Origin of the sequence: Prosthecobacter sp., from assembly GCF_044378005.1 — a bacterium.
Classification (GTDB): Bacteria; Verrucomicrobiota; Verrucomicrobiia; order Verrucomicrobiales; family Verrucomicrobiaceae; genus Prosthecobacter.
Genome location: NZ_JBILYB010000093.1, coordinates 1 through 24,545, shown reverse-complemented (window position 1 = coordinate 24,545; position 24,545 = coordinate 1). Strand labels below are relative to the sequence as shown.

General features: G+C 60.8%; 20 protein-coding genes and 1 pseudogene. 16 read left to right on the top strand and 5 right to left on the bottom strand.

Going from position 1 to position 24,545, the window contains the following annotated elements:
* From AC6FTP_RS16970 to AC6FTP_RS16895, 16 genes and pseudogenes are all read left to right on the top strand, one after another.
* A partial coding sequence (locus AC6FTP_RS16970) for a DUF1552 domain-containing protein (RefSeq protein WP_497208109.1) occupies positions 1–1,298 on the top strand: 1,298 nt, incomplete at its 5' end.
* A 26-nt stretch (positions 1,299–1,324) separates the two neighbouring features.
* Positions 1,325–2,704, top strand: coding sequence for a glycoside hydrolase family protein (locus tag AC6FTP_RS16965; protein ID WP_497208108.1), 1,380 nt, complete (start codon positions 1,325–1,327; stop codon positions 2,702–2,704).
* Positions 2,705–2,708: 4 nt separating this feature from the next.
* Positions 2,709–3,515 carry a sialate O-acetylesterase gene (locus AC6FTP_RS16960; RefSeq protein WP_497208107.1) on the top strand — a complete coding sequence of 269 codons (807 nt, stop codon included), beginning with the start codon at positions 2,709–2,711 and terminating at the stop codon, positions 3,513–3,515.
* Positions 3,512–5,869 (top strand): annotated as a pseudogene (locus tag AC6FTP_RS16955) (GH92 family glycosyl hydrolase). The gene AC6FTP_RS16960 and the pseudogene AC6FTP_RS16955 overlap by 4 nt, the downstream one beginning before the upstream one ends.
* Before the next feature lie 23 nt (positions 5,870–5,892).
* Positions 5,893–8,664, top strand: coding sequence for a LamG domain-containing protein (locus AC6FTP_RS16950; RefSeq protein ID WP_497208106.1), 2,772 nt, complete (start codon positions 5,893–5,895; stop codon positions 8,662–8,664).
* A gap of 151 nt (positions 8,665–8,815) precedes the next feature.
* Complete coding sequence (locus AC6FTP_RS16945) at positions 8,816–8,944, top strand: hypothetical protein (RefSeq protein WP_497208105.1); 129 nt, start codon at positions 8,816–8,818, stop codon at positions 8,942–8,944.
* Positions 8,945–9,022: 78 nt separating this feature from the next.
* Complete coding sequence (locus AC6FTP_RS16940) at positions 9,023–9,163, top strand: helix-turn-helix domain-containing protein (RefSeq protein WP_497208104.1); 141 nt, start codon at positions 9,023–9,025, stop codon at positions 9,161–9,163.
* 41 nt (positions 9,164–9,204) lie between these two features.
* Positions 9,205–10,020: an IclR family transcriptional regulator gene (locus AC6FTP_RS16935; RefSeq protein ID WP_497208103.1), complete on the top strand. Its 816-nt coding sequence runs from the start codon at positions 9,205–9,207 to the stop codon at positions 10,018–10,020.
* An 86-nt stretch (positions 10,021–10,106) separates the two neighbouring features.
* A complete protein-coding gene (locus tag AC6FTP_RS16930; protein WP_497208102.1) occupies positions 10,107–12,950 on the top strand; it encodes a PSD1 and planctomycete cytochrome C domain-containing protein in 2,844 nt (947 codons plus the stop codon).
* Between the two features lie 13 nt (positions 12,951–12,963).
* A complete protein-coding gene (locus AC6FTP_RS16925) occupies positions 12,964–13,632 on the top strand; it encodes a hypothetical protein (RefSeq protein ID WP_497208101.1) in 669 nt (222 codons plus the stop codon).
* 18 nt (positions 13,633–13,650) lie between these two features.
* Positions 13,651–14,364 (top strand): hypothetical protein, encoded by a 714-nt coding sequence (locus AC6FTP_RS16920; RefSeq protein WP_497208100.1) that lies wholly within the window; start codon positions 13,651–13,653, stop codon positions 14,362–14,364.
* A 4-nt stretch (positions 14,365–14,368) separates the two neighbouring features.
* Positions 14,369–15,136, top strand: coding sequence for a sialate O-acetylesterase (locus AC6FTP_RS16915; protein ID WP_497208099.1), 768 nt, complete (start codon positions 14,369–14,371; stop codon positions 15,134–15,136).
* A gap of 38 nt (positions 15,137–15,174) precedes the next feature.
* The gene (locus tag AC6FTP_RS16910; RefSeq protein WP_497208098.1) at positions 15,175–16,110 is read left to right on the top strand and encodes a formylglycine-generating enzyme family protein; all 936 of its coding nucleotides are present in this window, start codon (positions 15,175–15,177) and stop codon (positions 16,108–16,110) included.
* A 14-nt stretch (positions 16,111–16,124) separates the two neighbouring features.
* Entirely contained in the window at positions 16,125–18,515 is a 2,391-nt protein-coding gene (locus AC6FTP_RS16905) for a DUF1592 domain-containing protein (RefSeq protein ID WP_497208097.1), read from the top strand.
* A 238-nt stretch (positions 18,516–18,753) separates the two neighbouring features.
* Entirely contained in the window at positions 18,754–20,028 is a 1,275-nt protein-coding gene (locus AC6FTP_RS16900; protein ID WP_497208096.1) for a DUF1552 domain-containing protein, read from the top strand.
* A 19-nt stretch (positions 20,029–20,047) separates the two neighbouring features.
* The gene (locus tag AC6FTP_RS16895) at positions 20,048–21,481 is read left to right on the top strand and encodes a DUF1501 domain-containing protein (RefSeq protein ID WP_497208095.1); all 1,434 of its coding nucleotides are present in this window, start codon (positions 20,048–20,050) and stop codon (positions 21,479–21,481) included.
* A gap of 98 nt (positions 21,482–21,579) precedes the next feature.
* On the opposite strand, the gene AC6FTP_RS16890 is transcribed toward AC6FTP_RS16895, so the two are convergent.
* From AC6FTP_RS16890 to AC6FTP_RS16870, 5 genes are read right to left on the bottom strand one after another with little or no spacing between them, the layout of a single operon-like run.
* Positions 21,580–22,536, bottom strand: a complete 957-nt coding sequence (locus AC6FTP_RS16890; protein ID WP_497208094.1) for an ATP-binding protein — start codon at positions 22,534–22,536, stop codon at positions 21,580–21,582.
* A 22-nt stretch (positions 22,537–22,558) separates the two neighbouring features.
* Positions 22,559–22,909 carry a hypothetical protein gene (locus AC6FTP_RS16885; RefSeq protein ID WP_497208093.1) on the bottom strand — a complete coding sequence of 117 codons (351 nt, stop codon included), beginning with the start codon at positions 22,907–22,909 and terminating at the stop codon, positions 22,559–22,561.
* Positions 22,910–22,927: 18 nt separating this feature from the next.
* Positions 22,928–23,413 (bottom strand): DUF6908 domain-containing protein, encoded by a 486-nt coding sequence (locus tag AC6FTP_RS16880; protein ID WP_497208092.1) that lies wholly within the window; start codon positions 23,411–23,413, stop codon positions 22,928–22,930.
* 32 nt (positions 23,414–23,445) lie between these two features.
* Positions 23,446–23,793, bottom strand: a complete 348-nt coding sequence (locus AC6FTP_RS16875; protein ID WP_497208091.1) for a DUF5983 family protein — start codon at positions 23,791–23,793, stop codon at positions 23,446–23,448.
* Entirely contained in the window at positions 23,790–24,398 is a 609-nt protein-coding gene (locus AC6FTP_RS16870) for an ATP-binding protein (protein ID WP_497208090.1), read from the bottom strand. Before AC6FTP_RS16870 ends, AC6FTP_RS16875 begins: the two co-directional genes overlap by 4 nt.
* Positions 24,399–24,545 lie beyond the last annotated feature (147 nt).

Genomic DNA, 24,545 nt, shown 5'->3' with positions numbered 1-24,545 from the left:
ATCAAGCAACCACCATGAAAAACGTCAACTTCACCACCCAGCGCTCCCTCTCCCGCCGTGCGATGCTCAAGGGCACTGGCATCACGCTCGCCCTGCCGTGGCTGGATGCCATGTCGGCAGCCTTCGCCGCGGACCCGAAGCCGCCCATGCGCTTCATCGGCATCTTGAATTACTTCAGCTTCCACGCCCCGAACCTGTTTCCGAAGGAAGCGGGCACCAATTACATCGCGACGCCCTATCTCCAGGGATTGCAGCCGCACCGGAAGGAATTCACGATCATCTCCGGCCTCAATCATCCCGAAGTGCGTGACGGGCATTCCTCCGACAAATCCTTCTTTACCGGTGCGCCGCATCCAGGCTCGCCTTCGTTCAAAAACACCGTCTCGCTCGACCAACTCGCCGCCGACCAAATCGGTCGCGACACGCGCTACGCTTCGCTGAATTTTTCCACCAGCGGTGCCTACAGTTGCAGCTACACGCGCAGCGGCGTGGCCATCCCGCCGGAAACCAGCGCCGCCCGTGCCTTTGCAAAACTCTTCATCGACGGCACGCCCGCCGAGGTCGCGGAGGAAGTGGCGCGCGTCCAGGAAGGGCAGTCCATCCTCGACCGCGTGGCCGGGGCTGCGAAGCGATTGCAGCGCGATGTCAGCGCCGGCGACCGCGACAAGCTCGACCAATACTTCACCAGCGTTCGCGAACTGGAGCAGCGCCTGGTGCGCTCGGAAAACTTCGCCAAGCAGCCCAAACCCAAGCCCGGCGTGCCCGTCATCAAAGACCCGGGCCCCGGCGAAGACACCACGCGCTTCGGCCTCATGCTCGAAGTCGCCCGCCTCGCTGTGCAGACCGACCTCACGCGCATCGTCACGCTGTATTACGTCGGCACCAGCAAGACACCGTCCAAGCCGGGCACCAGTTTTGCCTACCACGACCTCAGTCATCACGGCCAGGATGCCGGCAAGCTCAACCAACTCGCCACCCTCGAACGCGACCTCCTGCTCGAATGGGGCGGCTTCATCCAGCGCATGAAAGACTCACGCGATGGCACTTCACGACTGCTCGACAACACCATGAGCGTCTTCGGTGCCGGCATGGGCAACGCCTCCAGCCACGACTCCACCAACCTTCCCATTCTCCTCGCCGGCGGCCGATTCAAACACGGCCAGCACATCGCCCACGACGTGAAGAGTCCGCCACCCCTCAGCAACCTTTGGGTGCAAATGCTCCAGCAAATGGGCATGGATGTCGGCAAGTTCGGCACCAGCAACAAGGAGACCCTCGCGGGACTGGAGACAACGTGAGCCTGATTTCGAGTTCCCCCATCCTGATGACGAAGTGTTTCCTCGTTCTTGCCACTCTGCTGGCACCTGGCCCATGGATTCACGCCGCAGAGGTTGACGATGCCGTCGTGCGCACAGCGACCTGGACCGAGCAGTGGCCCAACGTCTCAGGCGCGGCGGAGATTCGCACCGTCACCGCCCAGGTGTGGACGCAGGCATTTCAGGCCGATCTGGATGCGGATGGAAAACTGCACATTCCGGCGCGAGAGCAGCCTTACTACCTCGACGGCCCCATCGTCCTCAAATCCGGCCAAAAACTCACCGCCGATGCTGACGCCGAGATTCGCCTCAAACCGGGCACAAACACCTGCATGGTGCGGAATGAAAACATCGTCGGCTTTGCGGACAAACCTGTGCCCGAAGACACGCAGCCGGACTCCGACATCACCATCGAAGGCGGCATCTGGACCACCCTGGCGAACGGTGCCAAAGACAACCACGGCAACCAACGCGGCTATTCCTCGAAGCTCAAGCCCGTGACCGGCACCCACGGCGTCATCCTGCTTCACAACGTCCGCAAGGTGAGCGTGCGCAACGTCACCGTGCGCCAGAGCAAGCCCTTCGCCATTCATCTCGGCAACATCCGCGACTTCACCATCGATGGCCTCACGCTCGATCGCCACGGGCGCGATGGCGTGCATGTCGATGGCCCCGCGAGCGATGGCGTCATCCGCAACGTCAGCGGCGATTCCCATGACGATCCCGTTTCGCTCACCGCCTGGGATTGGAGGCAATACAGCGCGAGCTTTGGCCCCATCCATCATCTCACCATCGAGCACATCACCGGCGCTCCTGAAGGCAAACGCAGCACGGATGCCATCCGCCTTCTCCCTGGCGTGAAACGCTTCAGCGATGGCACCACGCTCGACTGCCCCATCCACGACATCACGATGCGCGATATCACCGACATCCGCGACTTCAAGCTCTATGATCAGCCCAACCTCGAAGCCGGGCGCGACAAGGACTTCAGCGCTAGCATCGGCACGCTGCGGAACATCGTGTTCGAAAACCTCACCTTCCACCGCCCCGGCAGCATTCAGGTTCACGCCAACACCGACGGCCTCACCATCCGAGATGTGAAGCTGCTCTTTCCACCGCCTGCAGGCTACCATTTCATCGAACTCGGCCCGAAGTCCATGACCTACAAAGGCGCGCCCGGCACTGATCCCTCCCGCTGGACCGAAATCTTCTCCCCCGACCTCGACTGCGCCGTGCGCAACGTCAGCGTTACGGGCGTTCGTCTTAGTGACTCGGAAACCGACCTGCCCATCGAACAAGTCGTGAAGGTCATCGAGCAAAAACCGAACCCCGACTACCCCAAAACGACGCCCAAGGGCGGCACGGGGAAAGGCATCTGGATTCGCTAAGATCATGAAAACCCTAATCCTTCTCACCGCTCTGCTCCTCGCTTCACTGGCAGCACTCCATACCGCCGAGCCGCCCCTTGTGCTCATACTTTCCGGTCAGTCGAACATGGCAGGTTATGGAAAGGCTGGAGAGCTTTCTGAGGAATGGCGCACGCCGCCTGCGAATGTCACGCTCATCCATTGGGGCCGCACGCAGGCGCTCGCCAAGGGTAGCATCGGCCCGGAGGTCACGCTGGCTCATGCGCTGTCGCGGGCCATGCCTGGACGCCAGATCGTGCTCTTCAAGGCCGCGCACGGCGGCACGTCACAGCTCGCTTGGCAGCCGGAGCTGGATCAGGCTCGCATCGATCGCTTGAAGCTCAGCCACGATCAACGTGTCGGCCACGCCTACGCGCAGCTCATCGCGGCATGGAAGAAGGCTTTTCCCGACGGTGGCGTCAAACCCGCTGCCCTCCTCTGGATGCAGGGCGAGTCCGATGCCCGTGTGCCCGAGTTGGCAAAAGACTACGAGCAGCACCTCACGAACCTCATCGCCTCGCTCCGTCGCGATCTCGATGCGCCGCAGATGAAGGCCGTCATTGCGGAGATCAATCCCGCCAAAGTCACCCCCGTCTCGCCCTTTCCCAGCGTGGATGAAGTCCGCGCCACTCAGCGTGCCTTTCCGGCCAAAGACCCGCTCACCATTTGCATCAGCACCGACGGCCTGACCAAAGCCAAGGATCAGGTCCACTACGACACCGCTGGACAGCAAGGGCTTGGTCAACGCTTCGCCGAGGCCTTGCTTCCGTTGCTCCCCAAGGACTCACGATGATCACGCCAACGATGAACCACACCCTCACCCTCCTCACCTCCCTGCTGCTCGCGCCGCTGACGACACTCCAAGCTGCCGAGACCGGCCCTGCGTCCGGCCAGCCGCCGCGCGGTGGCGACCCGGTGGATTGGGTCGACCCATTCATCGGCACGCAATCAGCGCGCTGGTTTTTCTTCACTCCGGCGGCCGCGCCGTTTGGTCTCGTCAAGCTCGCGCCGGACACGACGGGCTTCGGCGGTTATGCGGGTGGTGGGCACACGTCGGGTTATCGTTTCTCGGATACTTCGATCTTGGGATTCAGTCATCTCCATGATTTTCAAGTGGGCGGCATTCTGCTCATGCCAACCACCGGGCCGCTGGTGACGGTGCCGGGCGCTGATGGGCAGGACAAAAGCGGGTGGCGCTCCCGGTTCTCGAAGTCCAGTGAACGCGCCGAGCCGGGCTAGTATCGGGTCCACCTGGACAAGCATGACGTCTCCGTCGAACTCACGGCGAGCACGCGTGTCGGCTACCATCGCTACACCTTTCCGAAAACTGACGCCGCGAGGGTGCTGATGGATGTCGGGCATCTGCTCGGCGAGGGAGGCGTTTTTCAGCAGCATGACCGATTCAGCGGCGGCTTGCGCGCGGCGATGATCGAGCGCGTGGACGACCGCACCGTGCGGGCCAGTTGCACCATCGCGCCTTCTTATGCGGAGGCTCCTTTCGAGATCTACGCGGAGATTCGCTTCAACCGCCCGTTCAAGACTCACGGTGCGTATCGGGACGCCAAGACGTTTCCAGGGCGTGAGGTGATTACCGGGTTCGGCGCGGGCTACTATGTGGAGTTCGACACGCGCGAGGAGGCGGTGGTCGAGGCGCGCGTGGGCATCTCCCATGTGGACTTTGACGGAGCAAAGAAGAATCTGGTGACCGAGACCGAGGGCAAGACGTTTGACCAAATCCGCGCTGCCACCCGCAGCGAGTGGAACAGCCTGCTCGGCCGTGTGAGGATCGAGGATGAACGTCCGGAGGCTGAGCCGGCCAAGGTCAAGTTTTACACCGCCTTGTGGCACGTTCTGCTGGGACGTGGGGTGAACAGTGACGCAGACGGCGCTTACTCCGACGCCACGGGACGCCGCGGTCAGATTCCCTTGGTGAACGGTCAGCCTGAATATGCCCGATACAACTCGGATGCTTTGTGGGGCAGTTTTTGGAATCTGAATCAAGTGTGGTCACTGCTTTACCCGGAGCAGATGACCGCATTCGCGAAACATCTGCTCGCCTCCTATCGGGAGAGCGGGTGGCTGCCAGATGGTTTTGTGGTGAACCGGCGCGCACCCGGGATGCTGTCCAATCAGGCGTCACTGTTTCTGGCAGCGGCTTATGCCAGAAATCCCTCGGCCTTTGATCGTGAGGAACTATGGAATGCGGTCTGGAAAAACCAGACGCAATGGCGTGGGCGGCCCCGCTACACCGGACAGGAAGCGCTGGCGGGTTATTCACTTCTCGGCTATGCGCCTTGTGACGATGGAGGATACGGGCCTTCGGGTTACACGCTGGAGTATGCTTTCGAGGACTGGTGCGCCGCGCAACTGGCCACCCAGTTTGGTAAGAAGTCGGATGCTGACTTTCTAACGCAGCGTTCGGATGCCTGGCGGAAGCTCTGGGATGAAGAGACGCGCTGTTTTCGTCCCCGGCGTTTTGATGGCAGCTTTCACACTCCGTTTGATCCGAACGGCGGCTACTCCTTCATCGAGGGAACGGCGCTCCAATACCGCTGGTTCGTGCCGCACAACATCCCGGCTTTGGTGGGGCAATTCACCCCCGAGGTGTTCTTGAGCGAGTTGACCCAGACGATGGCACAGGCCGAGAAGACAGCCTTTGGCCCCGCCGAGGTCAAGAATACGGCGGGGCTTTCTCTGCCCTACAACCATGGCAACCAGCCCGGCTTGCACACGGCGTGGTTGTTTCATTTTGCCGGGCGGCCTGACTTGAGCCGGCAGTATGTGCGCTCCATCTGCGAGCGCTTTTACGGCACCACTCCAGTGCATGGCTACGGGCTCGGTCAGGATGAGGATCTAGGTCAATTGGGTGCCTGGTATGTTCTGGCTTCCATGGGGCTGTTTGATGTCGAGGGCATGGTAAGGCGGGAGGCTCCCGTGGCGGTCATCCCACCGGCCTTTGCCCGAATGGTGCTTACAATCCCCCGAGCGCCCTTTTCCGGCACGAAGGCAGGAGAATTCAACAAGGTCGAGTTGCGTCAGGAGGCCGGTGCCAGCCAATCCAAGGCCGATGCGTTCGTCCCTTTGCACACGCTCTGGGAAGATGTCGGGCCCTCGCCGACTCCCCAACCTGCGACATCCGACAAATGACAACTCTCGCACTTGAAAGACCCATGAAACCAACCCTCACACTCCTCACCGCCCTGCTGCTCGGCTCATTGTCCCCGGCCCACGCGGACCTCGTCGCGCATTTCCGCTTCGACGGGGACCTGAAGGACGTCACCGGTCAACACGATGGCCGCCCGGTCGATCCGAAGCTCGCGCCTTCCTTTGCTCCCGGACGCGTCGGCAACGCGGTGGTGATCGAAAAGGTCAACGCAGGCATCGAGCTGGCAAATCCTTCGGCGATTGATTTCAGCCGCGACTTCACCATCGCGACCTGGGTCAACGTGGGGAACTACTACGCGGAGATGCCGGTGCTCTTCAAAGGTCGGGCGGACCTGACCGCTGCGCCCGACAAGTTCTTCGGCGTCTTCGGTATCGAGGGCCTGCAAGTGCATGGCGAGGGCCAGGGCGAGTGGATCACGAACTACCGCGCCTCGAACGGCCTCGTGCCGAACGACGGAGGATGGCATCACATCGCGGTGACGTATCGCGCGGCGGAGGCTCCGCATTTCACCCTCTACGTGGACGGCCAGGGCAAGACTCCGGCGGACAAAGGCACGTTCCGGGGCGGTGATTTCACGCTGAAGCCCGATGCGCCGGACAGCGTGCTGCGGATCGGCTGCCGAGCCGATGGCGACACGTGGCGCTATGTTCGCTCACACCTGCGCGGGCTGCTGGATGAACTGCAAATCTACGACGAGGTGCTGAAAGCCGGGGACATCCGCCATCTCTTCGAGCATCCCGGCAGCGTGGCCGGGCAAGGCGAGGCAGTGACCTCCGCGACGAGCTTTCAATTCGATCCGGGGCATCGCTGGCGTCCGCCCTTCGGCGTGGAGCGTGTCGGCCTGACTCCGGTGATTGTGCAGTTCGCCAGCGACACTCGACCAGCCCCGGAACACTGGCTCGCGGCGTATCGCGAGGGCAAGGAGGTCGACCGCAAAGCGCTCAATGTGTCCGGTAACTCTCCCTTCACCGCACGCGTGACCTTCGCCACCTCGCCCGCGCCGGAGGAACTGGTGCTGCTCACCAAAGACAAGGACGGCAAGGCCATCGAGCGAGCCCGCTGGAAGGTCGAGCGCCCGGCTTTCGAGGCGGACGCGGAAGCTGCAGCTGATCCAGTGATCAATCCCGTCGATCTCGGTGCGATTTTGCCGCCTGCAGATTGGCTGGTGCTTGGTCCGAAGCAGCAGGCTCGCGTGACCCTCGCCGCGTTTTCCAGCAAGGAGAAGCTTCGCGGCGCAGAGGTGCTCGCGTGGTTCGAATCTTCGCCGGATCGGCCGACCAAAGCCACGGTGGAGTTGCCCAAGGGCGTCCGTGCTGAGCTGAAACTCTCTCTGCCGCCTCCAGCCTTCACGAAGGATCGCGACACGCTGCATGTGACGATCCGTGATGCTCAGGGCCGTGAACTCTGGCACAAGACCATCACGACCATGCTCGTGCAGGATACGCCGAAGCTGCCCGCCTTCGGGGCCATCGAGACCAGGCTGCGCTACGACTACCCGCTCCTCTCCTATTCCGGCCCGGACGAGGTGACCGAGATGCCTTATGACAAAGCCTGGGCGCCGGAGCGCAAGGATGTCGTCGTCGCGTTGCCGAACGGCTCGCGCTTTGTCTTCTGGCGCGGCGCGGCCTACACACCCTTCTGGGCCGGAAAACACAACACCGCGCTGAACTTCGAGTTCGCCGAAGCGCCGCGCAGAGCGGACGGCCTCGACTGCATCGACGCCGCTTCCGACAAGGAGTTGCGCCGCAGCCGCGTCGAGATCATCGAGTCCACCGCCGCCCGCGTCCACGTCCGCTGGACCGCGCAGCCCTGCGATCTCAACTACAAGGTCTGGGGCGAAACCGCGACGGAGGATTTCTATTTCTATCCCGATGGCTTCGGCTCACGCACCGTCACGTTGCAAAGCGAACCCAAGGCCGAATACGAGATCGAGGAACTGCTCATCCTCACCCCGCCCGCCGCCTATCCGCTCCGCGTGCTGCCGGAAAACCTCGTGGACGTCCTCTTCCGCGATGGCACGAAGCGCGAGCTGAAGTTCCCCATCCTCGACCAGGAGCGCGATTACGAAAAGCTGCTCTCCGGCGAACTCCCGCCGCTCTACCGCATCCGCTTTGGCACGCACGAATCGCTCGCGGCGATCTACTTCAACCCCGGTTGGAAGCGCCTTCCCTCCACCGCCTACCGTCCCTTCTACAGCCAGGGTCAAATGGTCACGCCGTTCTACTGGGGCAATCACCTCCCACTCGCCCGGCGCAAGCCCACCGGCATCAACATCGACGACCTCGCCTCGATGACCCCCGCGCACAGCGCCATGATGTCCTGGGGCCACCGCCGCCCGCAGCCCTTGGAAAGCTGCATCGCCGAAATGCCCGATGCCCTCGGCGTCAAACGCAAGATGCAGGTCGAAAAATGGGCCTGGCTCATCGGCCTGAGCGACGCCGCCGACGCCCGCCTGCTGGAGTGGTCCCGCAGCTTCGCGACGCCGCCGCAGATCCAGGCCGAAGGCGCACGCTTGCAAAGCCCGTCCTACAACACCGAACGCCGCGCCACGCTGCTCAACGTCGAGAAGCCCATCGTCTCGATCACGATCACCCCGACCACGCCCTGCGTGCATCCCGTCTTCGAGCTTCAAAACGCCCCGAAGACACTCTCACGCGTGGAACTGAACGGACGCGAACTCGCCGCTACCGACTACGCCTGGGATGGCCGCACGCTCTGGCTCAACGCCGCCCTGCGAAAACAGGCCCAACTGCGATTGCAGTTTGCAGCCCATTGACATGCCCGCGCATTCATCCCCGCAAACCAGTTTGCATCAAGCGACAGGCACGAATGATCCGACGGTCGAACAAGACATCTATCGTCATCTCCCCAAAGACCCCGCTTCCGCGCTCGCCTTGCTTCCATGCATCCCTTGTGAAAACAAACGCATGAAACTGGCCACCCTCATCGCCCAAAGCTGGGCACGGCAAGACATCAACACAGCCTGGAACGCCGTCGCCCGCTCCCCGCTGAACGCGACCGAGAAGCAGCTCATGTTCAACGAACTCTGGGGATGAACCACCAATCCCACCGCGCCGGACAACCACGACGCCCACGAGTATGCCGAACGCATCCGCGAGCGGTGGCCGAGGCGCTTGCAGGAACTTCGTGAAGGCTGTGGCCTGAGCATGTGTGCGCTGTGGATGAAGTGCGGTGTCTCGCGCGACACGATCAGCCGTATTGAGGGTGGCGACACGATCCCCGGTGTGCATGTGCTGGCGCGGGAAAATAAGTGATCTTTTCCGCAAGAAATTCCGCCGTGACGGGTATTCGGTCCGTGACACCCATAGAACACGTTCCAAATACGGCACAATCGCGTTCCAAAGACGCGAAGGGTGCCAGCATTGAAGCTCCGGCGCTGGACCGGGGGCTGGCCGTCCTGGAGGCGCTGGATGGGAGGCCGGAGGGGATGAGTTTGTCGGAGATCAGTCGGGTCATTGGCAGTCCGAAGAACTCGACCTCGCGGCTAGTGCAGACCTTGATGGTGCGCGGTTATGTGGAGCGGGATGAGGCGACGATGATCATCCGCCTCACGGGCAAGCTGCTCCGTCTTGGGCATCCGCGTGTGGGTCGCGCGAGCCTTGTGGAATGTGCGCTGGAGCCGATGCGGACGCTGCGGGATGCAGTGGGTGAGACGGTGCAGCTTGGCATTCCCATCGGGGACGAGGGTGTGATCATCGAGCAGGTGGAGAGCACGCAGGCGGTGCGCATCTGTGTGGAGATCGGACTGCGCTTTCCGCTGCACAACAATGCGCCGGGCAAGGTGCTGTTGGCTTTTCAGCATCCGAAAGCACGCGAGAAGGCGATTCAGCGGCTGAAACTGGCCCGCTTCACGGGCCGCACGATCACGACCAAGGAGGCGCTCCGACTTGAATGCGAGCGGGTGGTGAAGCTGGGCTACGGAACCGATTGGGGCGAGGCGGACGAGGGCATTCATTGCGTGGCCGCGCCGGTGTTTGACCGGCCGAATCATCTGCTGGCGGTCGTTTGGGCTTCCGCTGTAGCCGGACGGATGCCGAAGAGCACTTTTGCCAAAGTGGGCGTTGAGGTGATGAAGGCGGCGCGGGAGATCGAAAGGAGGCTGCAAGCATGAAACGGGCGTTTTTGGCCTTATGGGTATTTGGAGGCTTCTCAGCGGTTTTCGCGGATGAGTTCTTCGCCTCGAAAATCGAACCGATCTTGAAACAACGATGCTTTGAGTGCCATTCGCATGAGAAGAAGATGAAGGGCGGCCTCACGCTCGATTCCCGATCAGGGTGGGAACAAGGCGGCGACTCGGGTCCTGCGATTGTCGTGGGCAAGCCGGAGGAGAGTTTGCTCATCAAGATGGTGCGCTGGAGTGATGAGGAGCATCAAATGCCACCGAAGGAAAAACTGCCTGCGTCAGAGATCGCTCTGCTGGAGGAGTGGGTGAGGAGCGGTGCGTCTGATCCGCGGGTGCAGGATAAGAAACGTCCGAGCGAGCTGGATTGGTGGTCGCTGAAGCCGCTGGTGGTGCCGAAGGTGCCGGAAGTCGCGGGCGTCGAGCATCCGGTGGATCGTTTCGTTCATGCACGTCTGTCAGAGCGTAAACTAATGCCCTCGCCGGAAGCGGATCGGCGCACGTTGATCCGCCGCATCTATTTTGATCTGCACGGACTGCCGCCTTCGTTTGAGGAAGTGGAGGCGTTCGTGAATGATGCGGACCCGAAGGCTTATGAAAAACTGGTGGACCGCTTGCTGGAGTCGCCGCGCCATGGTGAGCGCTGGGCGCGGCACTGGCTGGACACGATCCATTTCGCCGAGACGCATGGCTGCGGGCATGATTTGCCGCGCGATCATGCGTGGCGCTATCGGGATTACGTCATTGCCTCGCTGAATGCGGATAAACCGTGGTCGCGCTTCATTCGTGAGCAGATCGCGGCGGATGCGCTGTTTCCCGATGAAGCGCAGCTCATCCCGGCGCTTGGTTTCCTGGGTGCGGGTGTCTTTGATCACAGCGCTTATCAGACCGCGCCGACGAACTTTGATTACCTCGATCGCGACGACCTCGTGACGCAGACGATGGGTGCCTTCACCAGCACGACGGCGAACTGTGCCCGCTGTCACGCGCACAAGTTTGACCCCATCACTCAGGAGGACTACTACGCGCTGCAAGCCGTCTTCGCGGGTGTGATCGAGGGCAATGTGGCCTTTGATGAGGACAAGCAGATCGCCCAGACCCGGAAGCGATGGCAATCGCTGCTCGCGGCTGCCGAATCGAAGGATAAGGCCGCGCTGCTCGGTGCTGAAAACGCGGCTCTCGTGAGCGAGTGGGAGAAGAAACAAGGCCCGGCGGTGAAGTGGACGCCGCTAACCTATGAGAGCTTCATCAGCACCGATGGCTCCACTTTAAAGCGCGATGGCGAGGCGATCTCGTCATCCGGAGCGAAGCCGGACAAAGACACATATGTCATCACGGCCAGCGCACCGCTCGCAAAGATCACTGCGCTGCGGCTCGATGCGCTCTCGCATGAGTCGCTGCCGCAAAAAGGTCCAGGGCGTCAGGACAACGGCAATCTCACGCTCAGCGAGATCGAGGCACAGCTTTTCGACCCCGGAGCCGCCCAACCGGTGAAGCTGAAGTTTTCCCGCGCCACGGCGGACTTCGACCAGCAGGGCTGGACCTCCGCGATGGCCATTGACGGCAATGCGGCGACTGGTTGGGGCATTCATCCGGCGGTGGGAGCTTCGCATCACGCGGTGTTTGAGCTGGCGCAGCCGCTCACACTGAAAGCAGGCGCAAAGCTGACGATCTCGCTGAAGCAGTTGTCGGGCAAATCGCATCTCATCGGCTTCTTCAAGCTCTCTGCCACTGACGAGCCCGCCGCACGCGCCACCGCCATGCCAGCGCTCGCACAGGAAGCGCTGAAACTGCCTGCGGAGAAGCGCAGCGAGGTTCAGGGCATCACCTTGGCCGCTCATGCGCTTCGCCAGATCGCGAGCGAGGAGCTGTCGAAACTGCCCGCTCCTGCGGAGGTCTATGCGGCAGGCAAAAAGGCGGATGTGCTGCTCGCTGTCGGCAAAGGCACGCCCACTGCTTATGCGAAGGCGAAGACCGTGCAGGTGCTGAAACGCGGCGAGTTCGACAAACCGATGAAGCAGACCGTGAGCGGTGCTTTGAGCGCGATTCATGCCTTGCCCGCTCGCTTCATCGAGGCTCACGCAAGCAGCGATGAAGCCGCGAGACGTGCCGCGCTCGCGAACTGGCTCGCGGATGAGAAGAATCCACTCACCTGGCGCAGCATAGCCAATCGCGTGTGGCATTATCATTTTGGGCGTGGCCTCTGCGACACACCGAATGACTTTGGCCGCATGGGAGGCACGCCCTCGCATCCCGAACTGCTCGACTGGCTCGCGTGCGAGCTTCGCGACCACGGTGGCTCTTTGAAGCATCTGCACCGCCTCATCGTGACCAGCGCCACTTACCGTCAAAGCAGCGAGCACCGCGAAGACGCGGCGAAAGTCGATGGCGACAACCGCCTGCTCTGGCGCATGAACCGCCTGCGACTCGATGCGGACAGCTACCGCGACTTTGTCGTCGCCACCGCCGGTCAGCTCGATCTCATGATGGGCGGCCCGAGCGTGCGACAGTTCGTCACTGGTCCGCCCGTGCAGCTCACGCCCACGCTGAACTACGACGCCTATGACTGGTCCGCGCTGTCGAAGCACCGCCGCAGCATCTATCGCTTCGTGTGGCGCGGCGTGCCTGATCCCTTCATGGATACGCTCGACTTTCCTGATCTCGGCATGCTCGCCCCGTCACGTGGCTTTTCCGCCTCCGCGCTGCAATCGTTGGCTCTCTACAACAACCGCTTCGTGCTCCATTTCAGCGGTGAGCTAGGCAAACAAATCACCACGCCCGAAGAAGCCGTGCGCCGCATTTTGCTGCGCGATCCGACGAGTGATGAACTACGCGACCTCGCCACGTATGCAAAAAAGAACAACCTCGCCGCGCTGTGCCGTGTGCTGATCAACAGCAACGAGTTTCTCTTTGTGAACTGAATCCATCCTAACCATGAAACACATCCACCGAATCGTTCTGCTGCTTTGCCTCAGTGCTGGTTTTTCCAACGCAGCTGACAAGAAGCCGAAGGAAATGAAACCCAAGCTGGTCGATGCGGGCACGATTCTGGTGAAGGACGCCTTTGACAAGGAGGTGGTGGATACCAAGTGGGTGTCCGAGGCGAAGGCGGATGAGGTGGGGCTGAGGATCGAAGACGGGGCGCTGCGGGTCGATGGGCCGAGCGGAGGGACTCGCGGGCTGGTGGAGACGAAGTTCGCCGCGCCGGTGAAGGATGTGCACGTGCAGTTCTTGCTGAAGCCACACGCTTGCCAGTCCATCGCCATCGGGTTTCGGCAGAAGACAGCTTTTGGCTACGCGGTCTATGGTGCGGCGAATCGCTTTGCCGTGGTGGATCGCACGCAGACGAAGGAAGGCGATCCGCCGTATGTGAGCAGCTTCAAGCCGGTGACAGTCGCGACTGAGGCGAAGGATGCCAAAGAATGGCGACGCATCTGCATCGAGTGCAAAGGCGACAAGTTGCTCGTGCGTCAGGACAACAAAGTGCTCGTGGAGCTGGAGCATCCTTTTGTCGGTGAAGAAAAAGCCGCCTTCGCGCTCGCTGGTTACGGCGGCGTTTTTGTGATCGATGAAGTGACCATCGCCACGCCGAAGACCAAGTAACTTCACGCTCTCATCCTCATGAAAAGACTGCTCACCTTCTTCTTTCTCTCCACGGCGGCCATCGCCCAGGACAAAGCCGACCTCAGCCGCTGGACGGAGTCGTTTGATTCCGAAGCGGCTTTTGATGCCAACTGGGGAGCCTATGGCTGGCATCCCGATGGCAAAACCTCCGCGAAGAAAGAAGATCGTCCGCTCTGGTGGCAGATCATCAACGGAGAGCTGCAAGCCAACACCTCGCCTGGCGTGCATCCTTCGGGCCTGACTCGGCGTGTGGCTGGTGCCAATGTCAAAGTCAGCCTGCGCTTCAAGCTGCCACCGAAGGGGCTCGTGGGTGTCGGTTACAACGGGATGAACCGGCTGCTGGAGCGCAATTTTCATCTGAGCGGCATCCACATCACTGAGACCATGATCAAAGCCTGGGACGAAGACATCCTGCACCCCAAAGGCAGCCCCGAGGCCGAGAAGCTGAAGGTGGAAGGCAAGATGAACCGCAAGTTCATCGGCGCTGCGAAGATCGCGGAGATGCCCATCGCCGCAGGCGTGTGGCATGATCTGGTGCTGGAGATGCGGGGGCTGGACCTGCGTGTGATGCTGGATGGCAAAGAAGCGCTCACCTACACCACCAAGGCGGGCGATGCCGAAAAGCAGACGCTGCAATTGTCCGTCCACAGCTACGAAAAGCAGATCGTGCATGGCTACTTCGACGACATCCGTTTTGAACCGCTTCCTTGAACCCATGAAGGCACTGTTTTTCGTTCTCGCGGCATTCATCACCGCGGCTCAGGTACAGCCTGCGGACATCTACATCGTTGCTGGCCAGTCGAATGGCTGGCGCTTGAGCAATCTCTCGGCACTGCCAGGCAAGGGTGAGCACACGATTCACTACTTTGGGATGGGCTGCACCACGCGGCCTGACACGGCGAAACACACCTTCATTGAGAACGTGAATCCCAAAAGCTCCGGTGGTGGCCTGGCTTCCGCATTGGTGCAGCATTCCAAGCGGGACATCGTTTTCATTCAATACTGCGTCTGCGGCTCCAGCCTCAATGACCTCATCGACTGGCAGCCCGGAGAGCCTGGAAAGCCAAACGATGCCGGCATCTATGGCAGCTTCACCCGCTACCTCGCTGATGCACGGCGACAGGTGGAGGCACTCGGCATCGAGTGGAAGGTGAAGGCTCTCTTTTGGCATCAGGGCGAGTCCGATGTGAAACAAACCACGGCGCAGCATCAAAAGAACCTCACGCATCTGCTGGCACGCTTTCGTGACGACTTCGGCGCTGATTTGCCCATCATCGCCGGGCACATCCGTGAACTGGATGCAGGCAGCAAAGGCATCAACCAAGCACTCGATGGCCTGGCCGTGGCTGATCCTCGATTCGCGGTCGTCAAATCCAACGACCTTGAGTTTGAAAGCCCCACCAACGTCCACATCAAGGCCGCCGGATGCTTCATCCTCGGTCAGCGCATGGTGACGGCGCTGAAGGCCATGCCTAGGCCGTAGCGCCCATCGCACGACACCGCGTTTATCTTTTCTCTGACATGCATCGCCTCCTCCCACTGCTTTTGCTCTGCACAGCCTCACTGTCCGCTGATGAGCCCGAATGGGTCACGGTGGGTGATCCGGGCAATCCTGCGGATAAATCGGGCTTTGGCGCGGTGGCCTACGAGTTTCAGATCATGAAGCATGAAGTGACGTGTGCGCAGTATGCGGCCTTTCTCAATGCCATGGCGGCCACGGACACGCTCGGCCTCTACATCCCGCAGATGGATGGTGCGCCGATGCCGAAAGGGCTGGATGACATTCGCAGCGAGCAGGGCTGCATCATACGCACAGGTGAAAAAGGCAGCTACCGCTACTCCGTCAGTGCGGGGAATGACAAAAAGCCCATCGTGAACATCAGCCTGCCGAATGCGCTGCGTTTCGCGAACTGGATGCATGGCGGGCAAACCGAAACCGGAGCCTACGACATCACCAAAGGCCGCGCTTTGGCCCCTCGCAGTGTTGAGGCCCTCGTGTGGCTGCCGAGCGAGGATGAATGGTATAAAGCCGCCTACTATGATGCCGCTACCAGGCGCTACTGGCGCTACGCCACCCGCAGTGATGAGCCTCCGGTGAGTTGCAAACCGGATGCTGCTCAGACCAACGCAGCGAACTACTACTGGACCGACGGCAAGAACAACGGCGTCAGCAATGGCTACGCGTTTTCCCAAAGCGACTACTACAAGCCGGGCAGCATCTATCTCTTTGATGTGGGCAGTTATCCCGCCGCCCGCAGCCACTACGGCACCCTGGATCAAAGCGGCAGCGTGTGGGAGTGGACGGAAGGCATTGCCTATGAAACGAAGCGCGTCATTCGCGGTGGTGGCTGGCCTGATGAGGCTCTCTCCCTGCGCTCCACCACCCGCACCAGCGTCCTGCCGACCAGCCTGTATAAAGACGTCGGCTTTCGGCTCTGCCGCAAACTCAAGCCCTAACCTTCGCCATGCCCATGCGTCATTCTTTGCTCATCTGCCTGCTACTCGCCGCACCGGCCCATGCCGCCGAGTGGTCAGCGCAGTTGCAGCCGATATTTGAGACTCACTGCATCGACTGTCATGATGCCGAAACCAAAAAAAGCGACCTCGATCTGACCGCCCTCTCATGGAAGCCGGACGATGCGGCGAACTTCCAACTCTGGGTCAAGCTGCATGACAAAGTGCAGCGCGGCGAAATGCCTCCAAAAAACAAAAAGCGGCCTGAAGCTGCCCTCTTGGCGTCCTTTCTCAAAACCGTGCATGAACCGCTGCAGCAGCACTCTGAGGCAAAGGCAGCCCGTGAAGGCCGCGTCGTGGCCCGCAGGCTGAATCGCACCGAGTATGAGCACACGCTGCATGACCTGCTCGGCATCGACAAGCCGCTGCGTGACCTCTTGCCCGAGGACGGCACGGCAGAGGGTTTTGATAATGTGGGCGATGCCTTGAACCTCTCCTCCACGCATCTGGAGCGCTATCTCGAAGCCGCTGAGGCCGCTCTGCAAGCCGCCACGGCACGCGGTGCCCAGCCAAAGACGACGAAGGTCCGCACCGACTATGAAGAGACGTGGAAAGACTGGCGTGCCGGCTTTCAGCGCATCGTTTGGACTCGTGCAGAGGATGGCACACTGGCCATCCGCTCGATGGGCGGAGGTGTGCCGCATGGTGGACTCGTCGCGTGGAATCCACCTGTGCCCGGAGAGCGCTATCGCTTCACCTTTCGAGTGAAGGCCATCATTGATCGCGACAGCTTGTATTCTCGCGGCGGCTATAAAAAGTCGCCAGAGCGCCATGTGATCGTGAAGGTCGGCACCACCACGAAGTATCACAGCGGCCTGGTCGATCCATTGGGCTACTTTGAGACGAGTCCGAGTGAGTATCGTGAGTTCAGCGTGGAGGCCCGCATGCCGTTTGGGCGCACCATTTTCATCATGCCTTTCCGTGCCGTGCCGGAGCTGCCAGGAGAAGTCGCCATGAATCAGAGCTACGCCACCGCCGTGCAGTGGGTGCAGATCGAAGGACCTCTGCACGAAACCTGGCCACCACGCGGTCACACGCTTCTCTATGGCGATGTTCCACTGACCAAAGGCACGGAAGCGGATGCGCGGCGCCTGCTAAGCTCGTTTTTGCCCAAGGCATTTCGACGCACGATCACCTCCGCTGAACTCGAAGAGCATCTCAGTCTGTTTCGTGAAGAACTCACCAAAGGCCGCGCCTTTGATGAAGCGCTGCGTGCCGCCTACAAGCTGGCTCTTTGTTCGCCACACTTCCTTTTTCTCCAAGAGCAGCCTGGAGAGCTGAATGATCACGCTTTGGCCGCAAGACTCAGCTACGGCCTCTGGAGCAGCACGCCGGATGCTGAACTGCTGCGCCTCGCCGCAGAAAACAAACTTCATGAACCCGCTGAACTGCGCAGACAAACCGAGCGCCTGCTCACCGACCCCAAGGGCCGGCGCTTCACGCAGCAGTTTCTGGCCAGTTGGCTGAACCTCCGCGACATCGACTTCACGCAGCCCGATACGAAGCTCTACCCCGAGTTTGAAGGCTATCTGCAAGCCTGCATGATGCAGGAAACCCACGCCTTCTTCGATGAACTGCTCAAGAAGGACCTCAGCGTGCGAAACATCGTTCACTCGGACTTTGCCATGCTCAATGAACGCCTCGCCGAGCACTACGGCATCCCGGGAGTAAAAGGCGAGCACATCCGGCAAGTCGCCCTGCCTGCCGATTCACGACGCGGCGGCTTCATCACTCAGGGAGCCGTTTTGAAAGTCAGCGCCAATGGCACCACCACCTCACCCGTGGTGCGTGGTGCCTACATCCTCGACCGCATCCTTGGCACACCCCCTGATCCACCGCCGAAAAACGTCAGCGCCATCGAGCCAGACATCCGTGGTGCCACGACCATCCGCGAACAGCTCGACAAACACCGCAATCAAAGCGCCTGCGCAGGCTGCCACGCCCAGCTCGATCCACCTGGCTTTGCCCTCGAGTCCTTCGATGTCACCGGACGCTGGCGCGACACCTACCGCGCCGTGCCCGAGTCCGCGAAAGACAAGCTCGTCAGCTATCCAGGCACCGATCAGCGCCTCTACATCGCCGGGCCCAAGGTCGATCCCAGCTACGCCCTCGCCGATGGACGCCGCTTCAAAGACATCGATGAGTTCAAACAACTGCTGCTCGCCCATCCCGAACAGCTCGCCCATTGCCTCGCCGAAAAACTCACCATCCACCTCACCGGCGGCCGCATCCAGTTCGCCGACCGTGAGCCGCTCGAACACATCGTGACTCAAGCCCGCGCCAAGGACTTCGGAGTGCGCACGCTGCTCATGGAGGTCATTTTATCTCGGCTGTTTTTAAGGAAATAGCGGACAATCAGACAATGAGACAATGAGATGGGGAGACAATCAGACTTTGAGGCTATGAAACAAACAGAACACTCGAATGAACGAAAGACGAAGATCATGCGGAACACGGACTTGGAGGTCTATCAGCTGCCCGATCAAGTGCGCCGCTCCTCCTGTCTCCCTGTCCTCCTGTCTCCCTGTCTGATTGTCTCCCTGTCTGATTGTCTCCCCATCTCCCCATCTCCCCATCTCCGCTTCCATGACCATCACCACCCGCAAACATCTCTCCCGTCGTGCTCTTTTGCGCGGAGCTGGCATCACTATGGCACTTCCCTGGCTGGAGGCCATGCAGGCCGCATTGGCGGCTGAAGTCAAAGCTCCCAAACGCTTCCTCTGCGTGGGCAATTATTTCAGCTACCACGGCCCGAACTTCTTCCCCAAAGAAGCGGGAGCAGATTACACGCCTTCTGCTTATCTCGATCTCATCAAGGAGCATCGTCGTGAGTTCAGCGTCATCTCTGGCCTCAATCATCCTGATGTGCGTGACGGCCATAACTCCGACAAATCCTTCCTCACCGGCGCACCTCACCCCAGCTCACCGAGCTTCCGCAACAGCATCTCGTTGGATCAGCTCATCGCCGAAAAGATCGGCAGCCAGACACGCTATGCCTCGCTAGCGCTTTCGCCCGGCACGGGTTCCAGCTTCAGCTACTCGCGCAGCGGTGTCGCACTGCCTGCGGAGGCCAGCGCGGCGAAAATGTTCGCTCGACTCTTCATCAATGGCACACCCGCCGAGGTGAAAGCCGAGGTGCAACGTATCCAGGAAGGCCGCAGCATCCTCGACCGAGTCGCCACTCAGTCTCGCAGCATGCAAAACGGCCTCGGAGCAGCAGATCGCGAAAAATTGGACCAATACTTCACCAGCGTGCGTGAACTCGAACAACGCATGGTGGCCAATGAAGCCTTTGCCACACAGCCCAAGCCCAATCCCGGCGTGCCAGTGATCAAAGACCCATCTTTGGAGGAGAAAACGAAGATCTTCGGCCTCATGCTCGATCTCTCCCGACTCGCCTTTCAGACGGATCTCACCCGCATCATCACGCTCTACTTCATCGGCACCACCAAGACACCCTCAAAGCCCGCCGAGTCCTACGCCTATCACGACCTCAGCCATCACGGCCAAGACCCGAACAAGATCGAAAAACTCGCCCTGCTAGAGCGCGATCTCTTCAAAGAGTGGGGCCGCTTCCTCGGCCAAATGAAGCAGCCTGATCAAAGCGGTGCACGCCTACTCGACCACGCCACCTGCGTGCTCGGAGCCGGCATGGGAAACGCCTCCAGCCACGACGCCACGAACCTCCCCATCCTCATCGCCGGTGGTGGCTTCAAACACGGCCAACACATCGCCCACGACCCAAAGAATCCGCCACCGCTTTGCAATCTCTGGGTGCAAATCGCCCACCAAATGGGCGTGGAAGTGGACAAGTTCGGCAGCAGCAGCGGCAGCGGGATTCCAGGTTTGGAGAGCGCGTGAACACAGACTCCATCATGCCATGACCACTCCACATCCCATCCTCCGACGTGATTTTCTCAACAGCCTCGGTGGCGGCTTCGCAGGTCTCGCTTTGTCGCAGATGCTCACACGCGATGCGGTGGGTTCCACCTTGTCGAAGCCCGAGCTGAACGGCGGCATGCATCATCGCGCCAAGGTTAAACGCGTCATCCAGCTCTTCATGAATGGCGGCGTCAGTCCCATGGATACCTGGGACTACAAACCCGCGCTCACAAAGCTCGATGGGCAGAAACTCGGCTCCAAAACCAAGATCGAGGGCGCGACGGGCATGCAGGGTGCGCTGATGAAAAGCCCCTTCGAGTTCAAGCAGCACGGACAGTGCGGCAAATGGGTCAGCAGCCTCTTTCCCGAGCAGGCGAAGCTCGTCGATGAGATGGCTTTTCTCCAGGCGATGACCGGGCGCTCGAACGTCCACGGCCAGAACGCCTACTTGCTCAACAACGGCTTCCTTCTGCCCGGCTTTCCTTGCATGGGCGCGTGGATCTCGTATGCGCTCGGCAGCCTCAGTGACAACCTTCCCGGCTTCATCGTGCTGCCAGATGCGCGTGGACTGCCTTACAACGGTCGCGGCTGCTTCACTGCTGGCTTTTTGCCCGCCGTGCATCAGGGCACCGTCATCAAGGCCGACAGTCCGCAGCCCATCGCCGACCTGTTTGCTTCCGACAAGTTCGCCTATGCCACTCGCGGTGCCGATGCCGATGGACTCGCCCTTTTGAACCAGATGAATCGCGCCCACACTGCGCAGCATCCTGGCGATTCACGCCTCGCCGCCCGCGTGGCTGGCTACGAGCTCGCCGCAAAGATGCAGCTCAGCGCCCCCGAGGCCTTCGATGTCATGCGCGAGCCCGAATCCGCTCGCAAAGCCTACTGCCTGGACAGCACCGACAAAGCTACCGCCGACTTCGGTAAACGCTGCCTGCTCGCTACGCGCCTCATCGAGCGCGGTGTGCGCTTCGTGCAGGTGTGGAGCGGTCCCGAGGGTGCGGTGAACAATTGGGACAACCATGGCAACATCCCCACGCAACTCCCGCCGATGGCCGCCAGCATCGACAAGCCCATCGCCGCGCTACTCCAGGACCTGCGCCAGCGCGGCCTCGCCGAGGACACACTCGTCGTCTGGACCACCGAGTTTGGCCGCACACCCTTTTCCCAAGGTTCACTCGGTCGTGATCACAACTGCGGCAGCTTCGTGAGCTGGCTCTGGGGCGCAGGCATCAAGCCCGGCATCACGCATGGCGTCAGCGACGACATCGGCTACCAAGCCGCGCAAGACATCACCAGCGGCTACGACATGCACGCCACCATCCTGCACCTCCTCGGCATCGACCACGAAAAACTCACCGTCCGCACCAACGGCGTCGATCGTCGCCTCACCGATGTGCACGGGCATGTGGTGAAGCAGATTCTTGCGTGAATACTCATGCCCGATGCCTTCCGCAACCAAGGCGCCCATGACTACGCCGAACGCATCCGCGAGTCGTCGTGGTGAAAGAGACTGCAAACGAGCTCACATCACCTTTCACAAAACCCAATCATTCTCCGGTTCTTCCCCTTCTCCCCTGAGTGCTCCGCCTTCGATTTCTTCACTTTGGCGATTTCATGCTCCAGCATCATCTGAGTCACCATCCACTTCGCCGGGTCCGCATCTGTGCTCCCCGCATGAATCGCGTTCACGCATACATTCAGAATATCCCCACCACTGAGGCCGCGTGATTGCTCCGAGAGAACTGCGTAATCAGCCGTCACCCGATCTGGGTTGGGTAGATGAAGGGCGAACAACTCCCTGCGCATGGATGCGTCTGGAACGCGGAACTTGATGTGGCGCTGGATACGGCGGAGCAGCGCGGCGTCGTAATTCTCGAACAAGTTCGTCGTGACGATCACCACCCCATCGAAGCGATCCAACTCCTGCATCAAGCAGTTGCGGTTCTGGTTGATGCTGGTGAAGCAGGACTCGCCGGTTGATACACGCTTGGAGAGTAGGCTGTCGGCTTCGTCAAAGAACAGTACCGCGTCGTGCTCACGGGCAGCGGCAAAGGCTGCTTTGATGTGCTTGGCGGTGTCACCGAGGTATTTCGATATGACCGCGCTGTAATCCACTTGGTAGAGCGGCTTGCTGAGGCGCAACGCAATGCCAAGGGCAGCGCGCGTCTTGCCGGTGCCGGGTGGGCCGTAGAAGTTGAGGATGCAGCGACCTTGTTGAGGCTGGATGCTGCTGAGGTTCCAGATGCGGTCGAGATCAGCACGAATCTCTAGCGCTCGCAGACCGGCATGGATGTCAGTCTTCACCTCAGGATGCAGGATCATCTTGTCGAGATCATGACGGGGCTCCGGCTGCACGAGGTGGCCGACGTCAGGGGGCGGTTCCTCTTCATCGCGATCTCTCCTGCGGCGGCGCGGGTTACGGTGGTCATCGGCGATGGCGGCATCGGGTGGCAGTTCGATTTCAGGGTCGGTCGTATTGGGCATGGCAGTGGTGTGGTGTTTGAGTTCAGGAATGTGGCTCCGCAGCTTGCGTATTTGCAGTGCTGGAAAAAGCTGCCTCAAGACGCGTGGTATCGCTGCCTTGCACGATCTGGCGTGCATAGGCTGGGATGCGGCGGCGTAGGATGATCATCTGCCGTTCGCTCAAGGAGCCGCGCCTCTGATACTGACGGGCGAAGCTAGTGAGGATTTCTGCATCAGGGCCGGTGAACCCGATGCCGTTGCGCTCGATGGTGGTTTCGCGGCATTGTTCGTCGGCGGTCTGATTCTGGTAGATGCGTATCAGCGCGCGCAGTGCCCAGCGGTCGTTGCTGGCAAGGCGATGGCGCAGTTGTTCGATCATGTCTTTCTTGCTCATGGGTAGTTGGGTTCAGGGTTATTGCCCTTGCGGGCCGTCTCCTTGCCTCGTCACCGTGCCCTCCGTTGTCGCACCGTTTGCGACACCATATTGGCGCACGAACACCTCAATAAACCCCTGCTGCTTGATGTTACGGTCCCACTGTTTGGCGAAGCTGCGCAGCTCCTTCATCCACTGTGACTGCTTCACCTTGATTAAGCCTTCGCGACTCACCTCCGCCACGACTTGGTAGGCTCCGAGATAACTGTTCTCATAGGTGAGCGGTGTCCATGTCGTGCCCTCTGCCGAAGGCACCACGAGGAACGTGAGTTCTGGATCGCGCATCGCATCGCCGTTCTGTTCAGAGTAATGCGCGATGCTGAGTTCATAGGCACCGTTCAGATAGGGGCCACCGATGACCTCGATCACCAGCCGCATGAACGGCGGGTTCTCGAGGCGGAGGTAGCGGGTTCGGACGGCTTCAAAGCCGCCGTGTTGGTCAATCATTCGTTGGATGTGTTTCATGGTCGTTCGTTGGTTCGGGTTCAGGGTTGGGGTCACCACTCGAAGAGCGGCAGGTCCGAAAAGGTTTCGCCATCGGCATCGAGGCGCGCATAGGCGTAGCCACGGGCTTTGATGGCCAAGAGCACGCCCCGCAGGTGCGGGAATGTCATCATTTCATCGGCATCGAGATCTTCGATGAGGAACAGATGTCCCACGCCATCAAGCAGGTGGGCCAACAGGGGCGGATCATCTGGTGCACGACACTCCAGCGGACGAAGACGGAGCAACGCCTCAGCCTCGCTGGGTGGGATGTGCCGTGTGGACACCACGGGCACATGCATGATCCATGGGCCTGGACTGTCGTGAAGGATGGGGATTTGGGTGGTGGTGAACAGGCTCATGAGGGTTGGTGGTCGAGATAGGATTCGAGATCGGCGAGCGCGGCCCGCACACAGCCACCACTGCCCACCGCGATCTGATTAGCGGTGACGGAGGGCACGGCCCAATGGGTGCTCAGGAACGCCGCCAGCTCCTCCGTGGTCGGTGGCAGTAGTTTGATGGCTTGGAACCGCGTCTGGAACCGCTCGGTGAGCAGATCGAGCTGCAGGTTGCTCGTGCCGAGGAACGCGCGGCCCGGAGGCAATCGGTCCAGGTAGGTGAGCAACAAGTCCTGCGCTTCACGGGAACAGCGATCCAGTTCATTGACGATTTTGACCGACCACGCGCCGAATAGGCTGCTATAAGGAAGCTGCCGCATCCAATCACGCACGAGGTCCACCGTCACCTCTCGTCCATTGTAGTCCTCGATGGACAGCGGCGTGCCGGCCAACTGAAGTGCGACCAACTCGACAACGCTGGTCTTGCCCACACCCGGTGGGCCATAGAGGAGGAGCTTCATCGTGGCTGAAGGATCACTGGAGAGGCGCTTGGCTTTGCTCGCCTGCGCCTTCGCCACACGTTTGGCCTGGCCGATCAAATCCTCCGCTGTGCGCGGTCGCCAGTTCATCGGCGAGGACGGAGCTTGTTTGGGCGCACGTTCACGCGGCTTGGATGCCATGATGGACCTCCTTCCCATGAGTCGTGGAGAGCGTCGTAATCGCGGAAGCCACCGACCTTGCGCCCTTCTTGTAGAGCGTGACGGCCAGCAACTCCC

Coding starts and splice junctions, on each gene's coding strand:
- AC6FTP_RS16965 (WP_497208108.1), top strand. CDS start 1,325: ATGACGAAGTGTTTCCTCGTTCTTGCCACTCTGCTGGCACCTGGCCCA.
- AC6FTP_RS16960 (WP_497208107.1), top strand. CDS start 2,709: ATGAAAACCCTAATCCTTCTCACCGCTCTGCTCCTCGCTTCACTGGCA.
- AC6FTP_RS16950 (WP_497208106.1), top strand. CDS start 5,893: ATGAAACCAACCCTCACACTCCTCACCGCCCTGCTGCTCGGCTCATTG.
- AC6FTP_RS16945 (WP_497208105.1), top strand. CDS start 8,816: ATGAAACTGGCCACCCTCATCGCCCAAAGCTGGGCACGGCAAGACATC.
- AC6FTP_RS16925 (WP_497208101.1), top strand. CDS start 12,964: ATGAAACACATCCACCGAATCGTTCTGCTGCTTTGCCTCAGTGCTGGT.
- AC6FTP_RS16920 (WP_497208100.1), top strand. CDS start 13,651: ATGAAAAGACTGCTCACCTTCTTCTTTCTCTCCACGGCGGCCATCGCC.
- AC6FTP_RS16915 (WP_497208099.1), top strand. CDS start 14,369: ATGAAGGCACTGTTTTTCGTTCTCGCGGCATTCATCACCGCGGCTCAG.
- AC6FTP_RS16910 (WP_497208098.1), top strand. CDS start 15,175: ATGCATCGCCTCCTCCCACTGCTTTTGCTCTGCACAGCCTCACTGTCC.
- AC6FTP_RS16905 (WP_497208097.1), top strand. CDS start 16,125: ATGCGTCATTCTTTGCTCATCTGCCTGCTACTCGCCGCACCGGCCCAT.
- AC6FTP_RS16900 (WP_497208096.1), top strand. CDS start 18,754: ATGACCATCACCACCCGCAAACATCTCTCCCGTCGTGCTCTTTTGCGC.
- AC6FTP_RS16895 (WP_497208095.1), top strand. CDS start 20,048: ATGACCACTCCACATCCCATCCTCCGACGTGATTTTCTCAACAGCCTC.
- AC6FTP_RS16890 (WP_497208094.1), bottom strand. CDS start 22,536: ATGCCCAATACGACCGACCCTGAAATCGAACTGCCACCCGATGCCGCC.
- AC6FTP_RS16885 (WP_497208093.1), bottom strand. CDS start 22,909: ATGAGCAAGAAAGACATGATCGAACAACTGCGCCATCGCCTTGCCAGC.
- AC6FTP_RS16880 (WP_497208092.1), bottom strand. CDS start 23,413: ATGAAACACATCCAACGAATGATTGACCAACACGGCGGCTTTGAAGCC.
- AC6FTP_RS16875 (WP_497208091.1), bottom strand. CDS start 23,793: ATGAGCCTGTTCACCACCACCCAAATCCCCATCCTTCACGACAGTCCA.
- AC6FTP_RS16870 (WP_497208090.1), bottom strand. CDS start 24,398: ATGAACTGGCGACCGCGCACAGCGGAGGATTTGATCGGCCAGGCCAAA.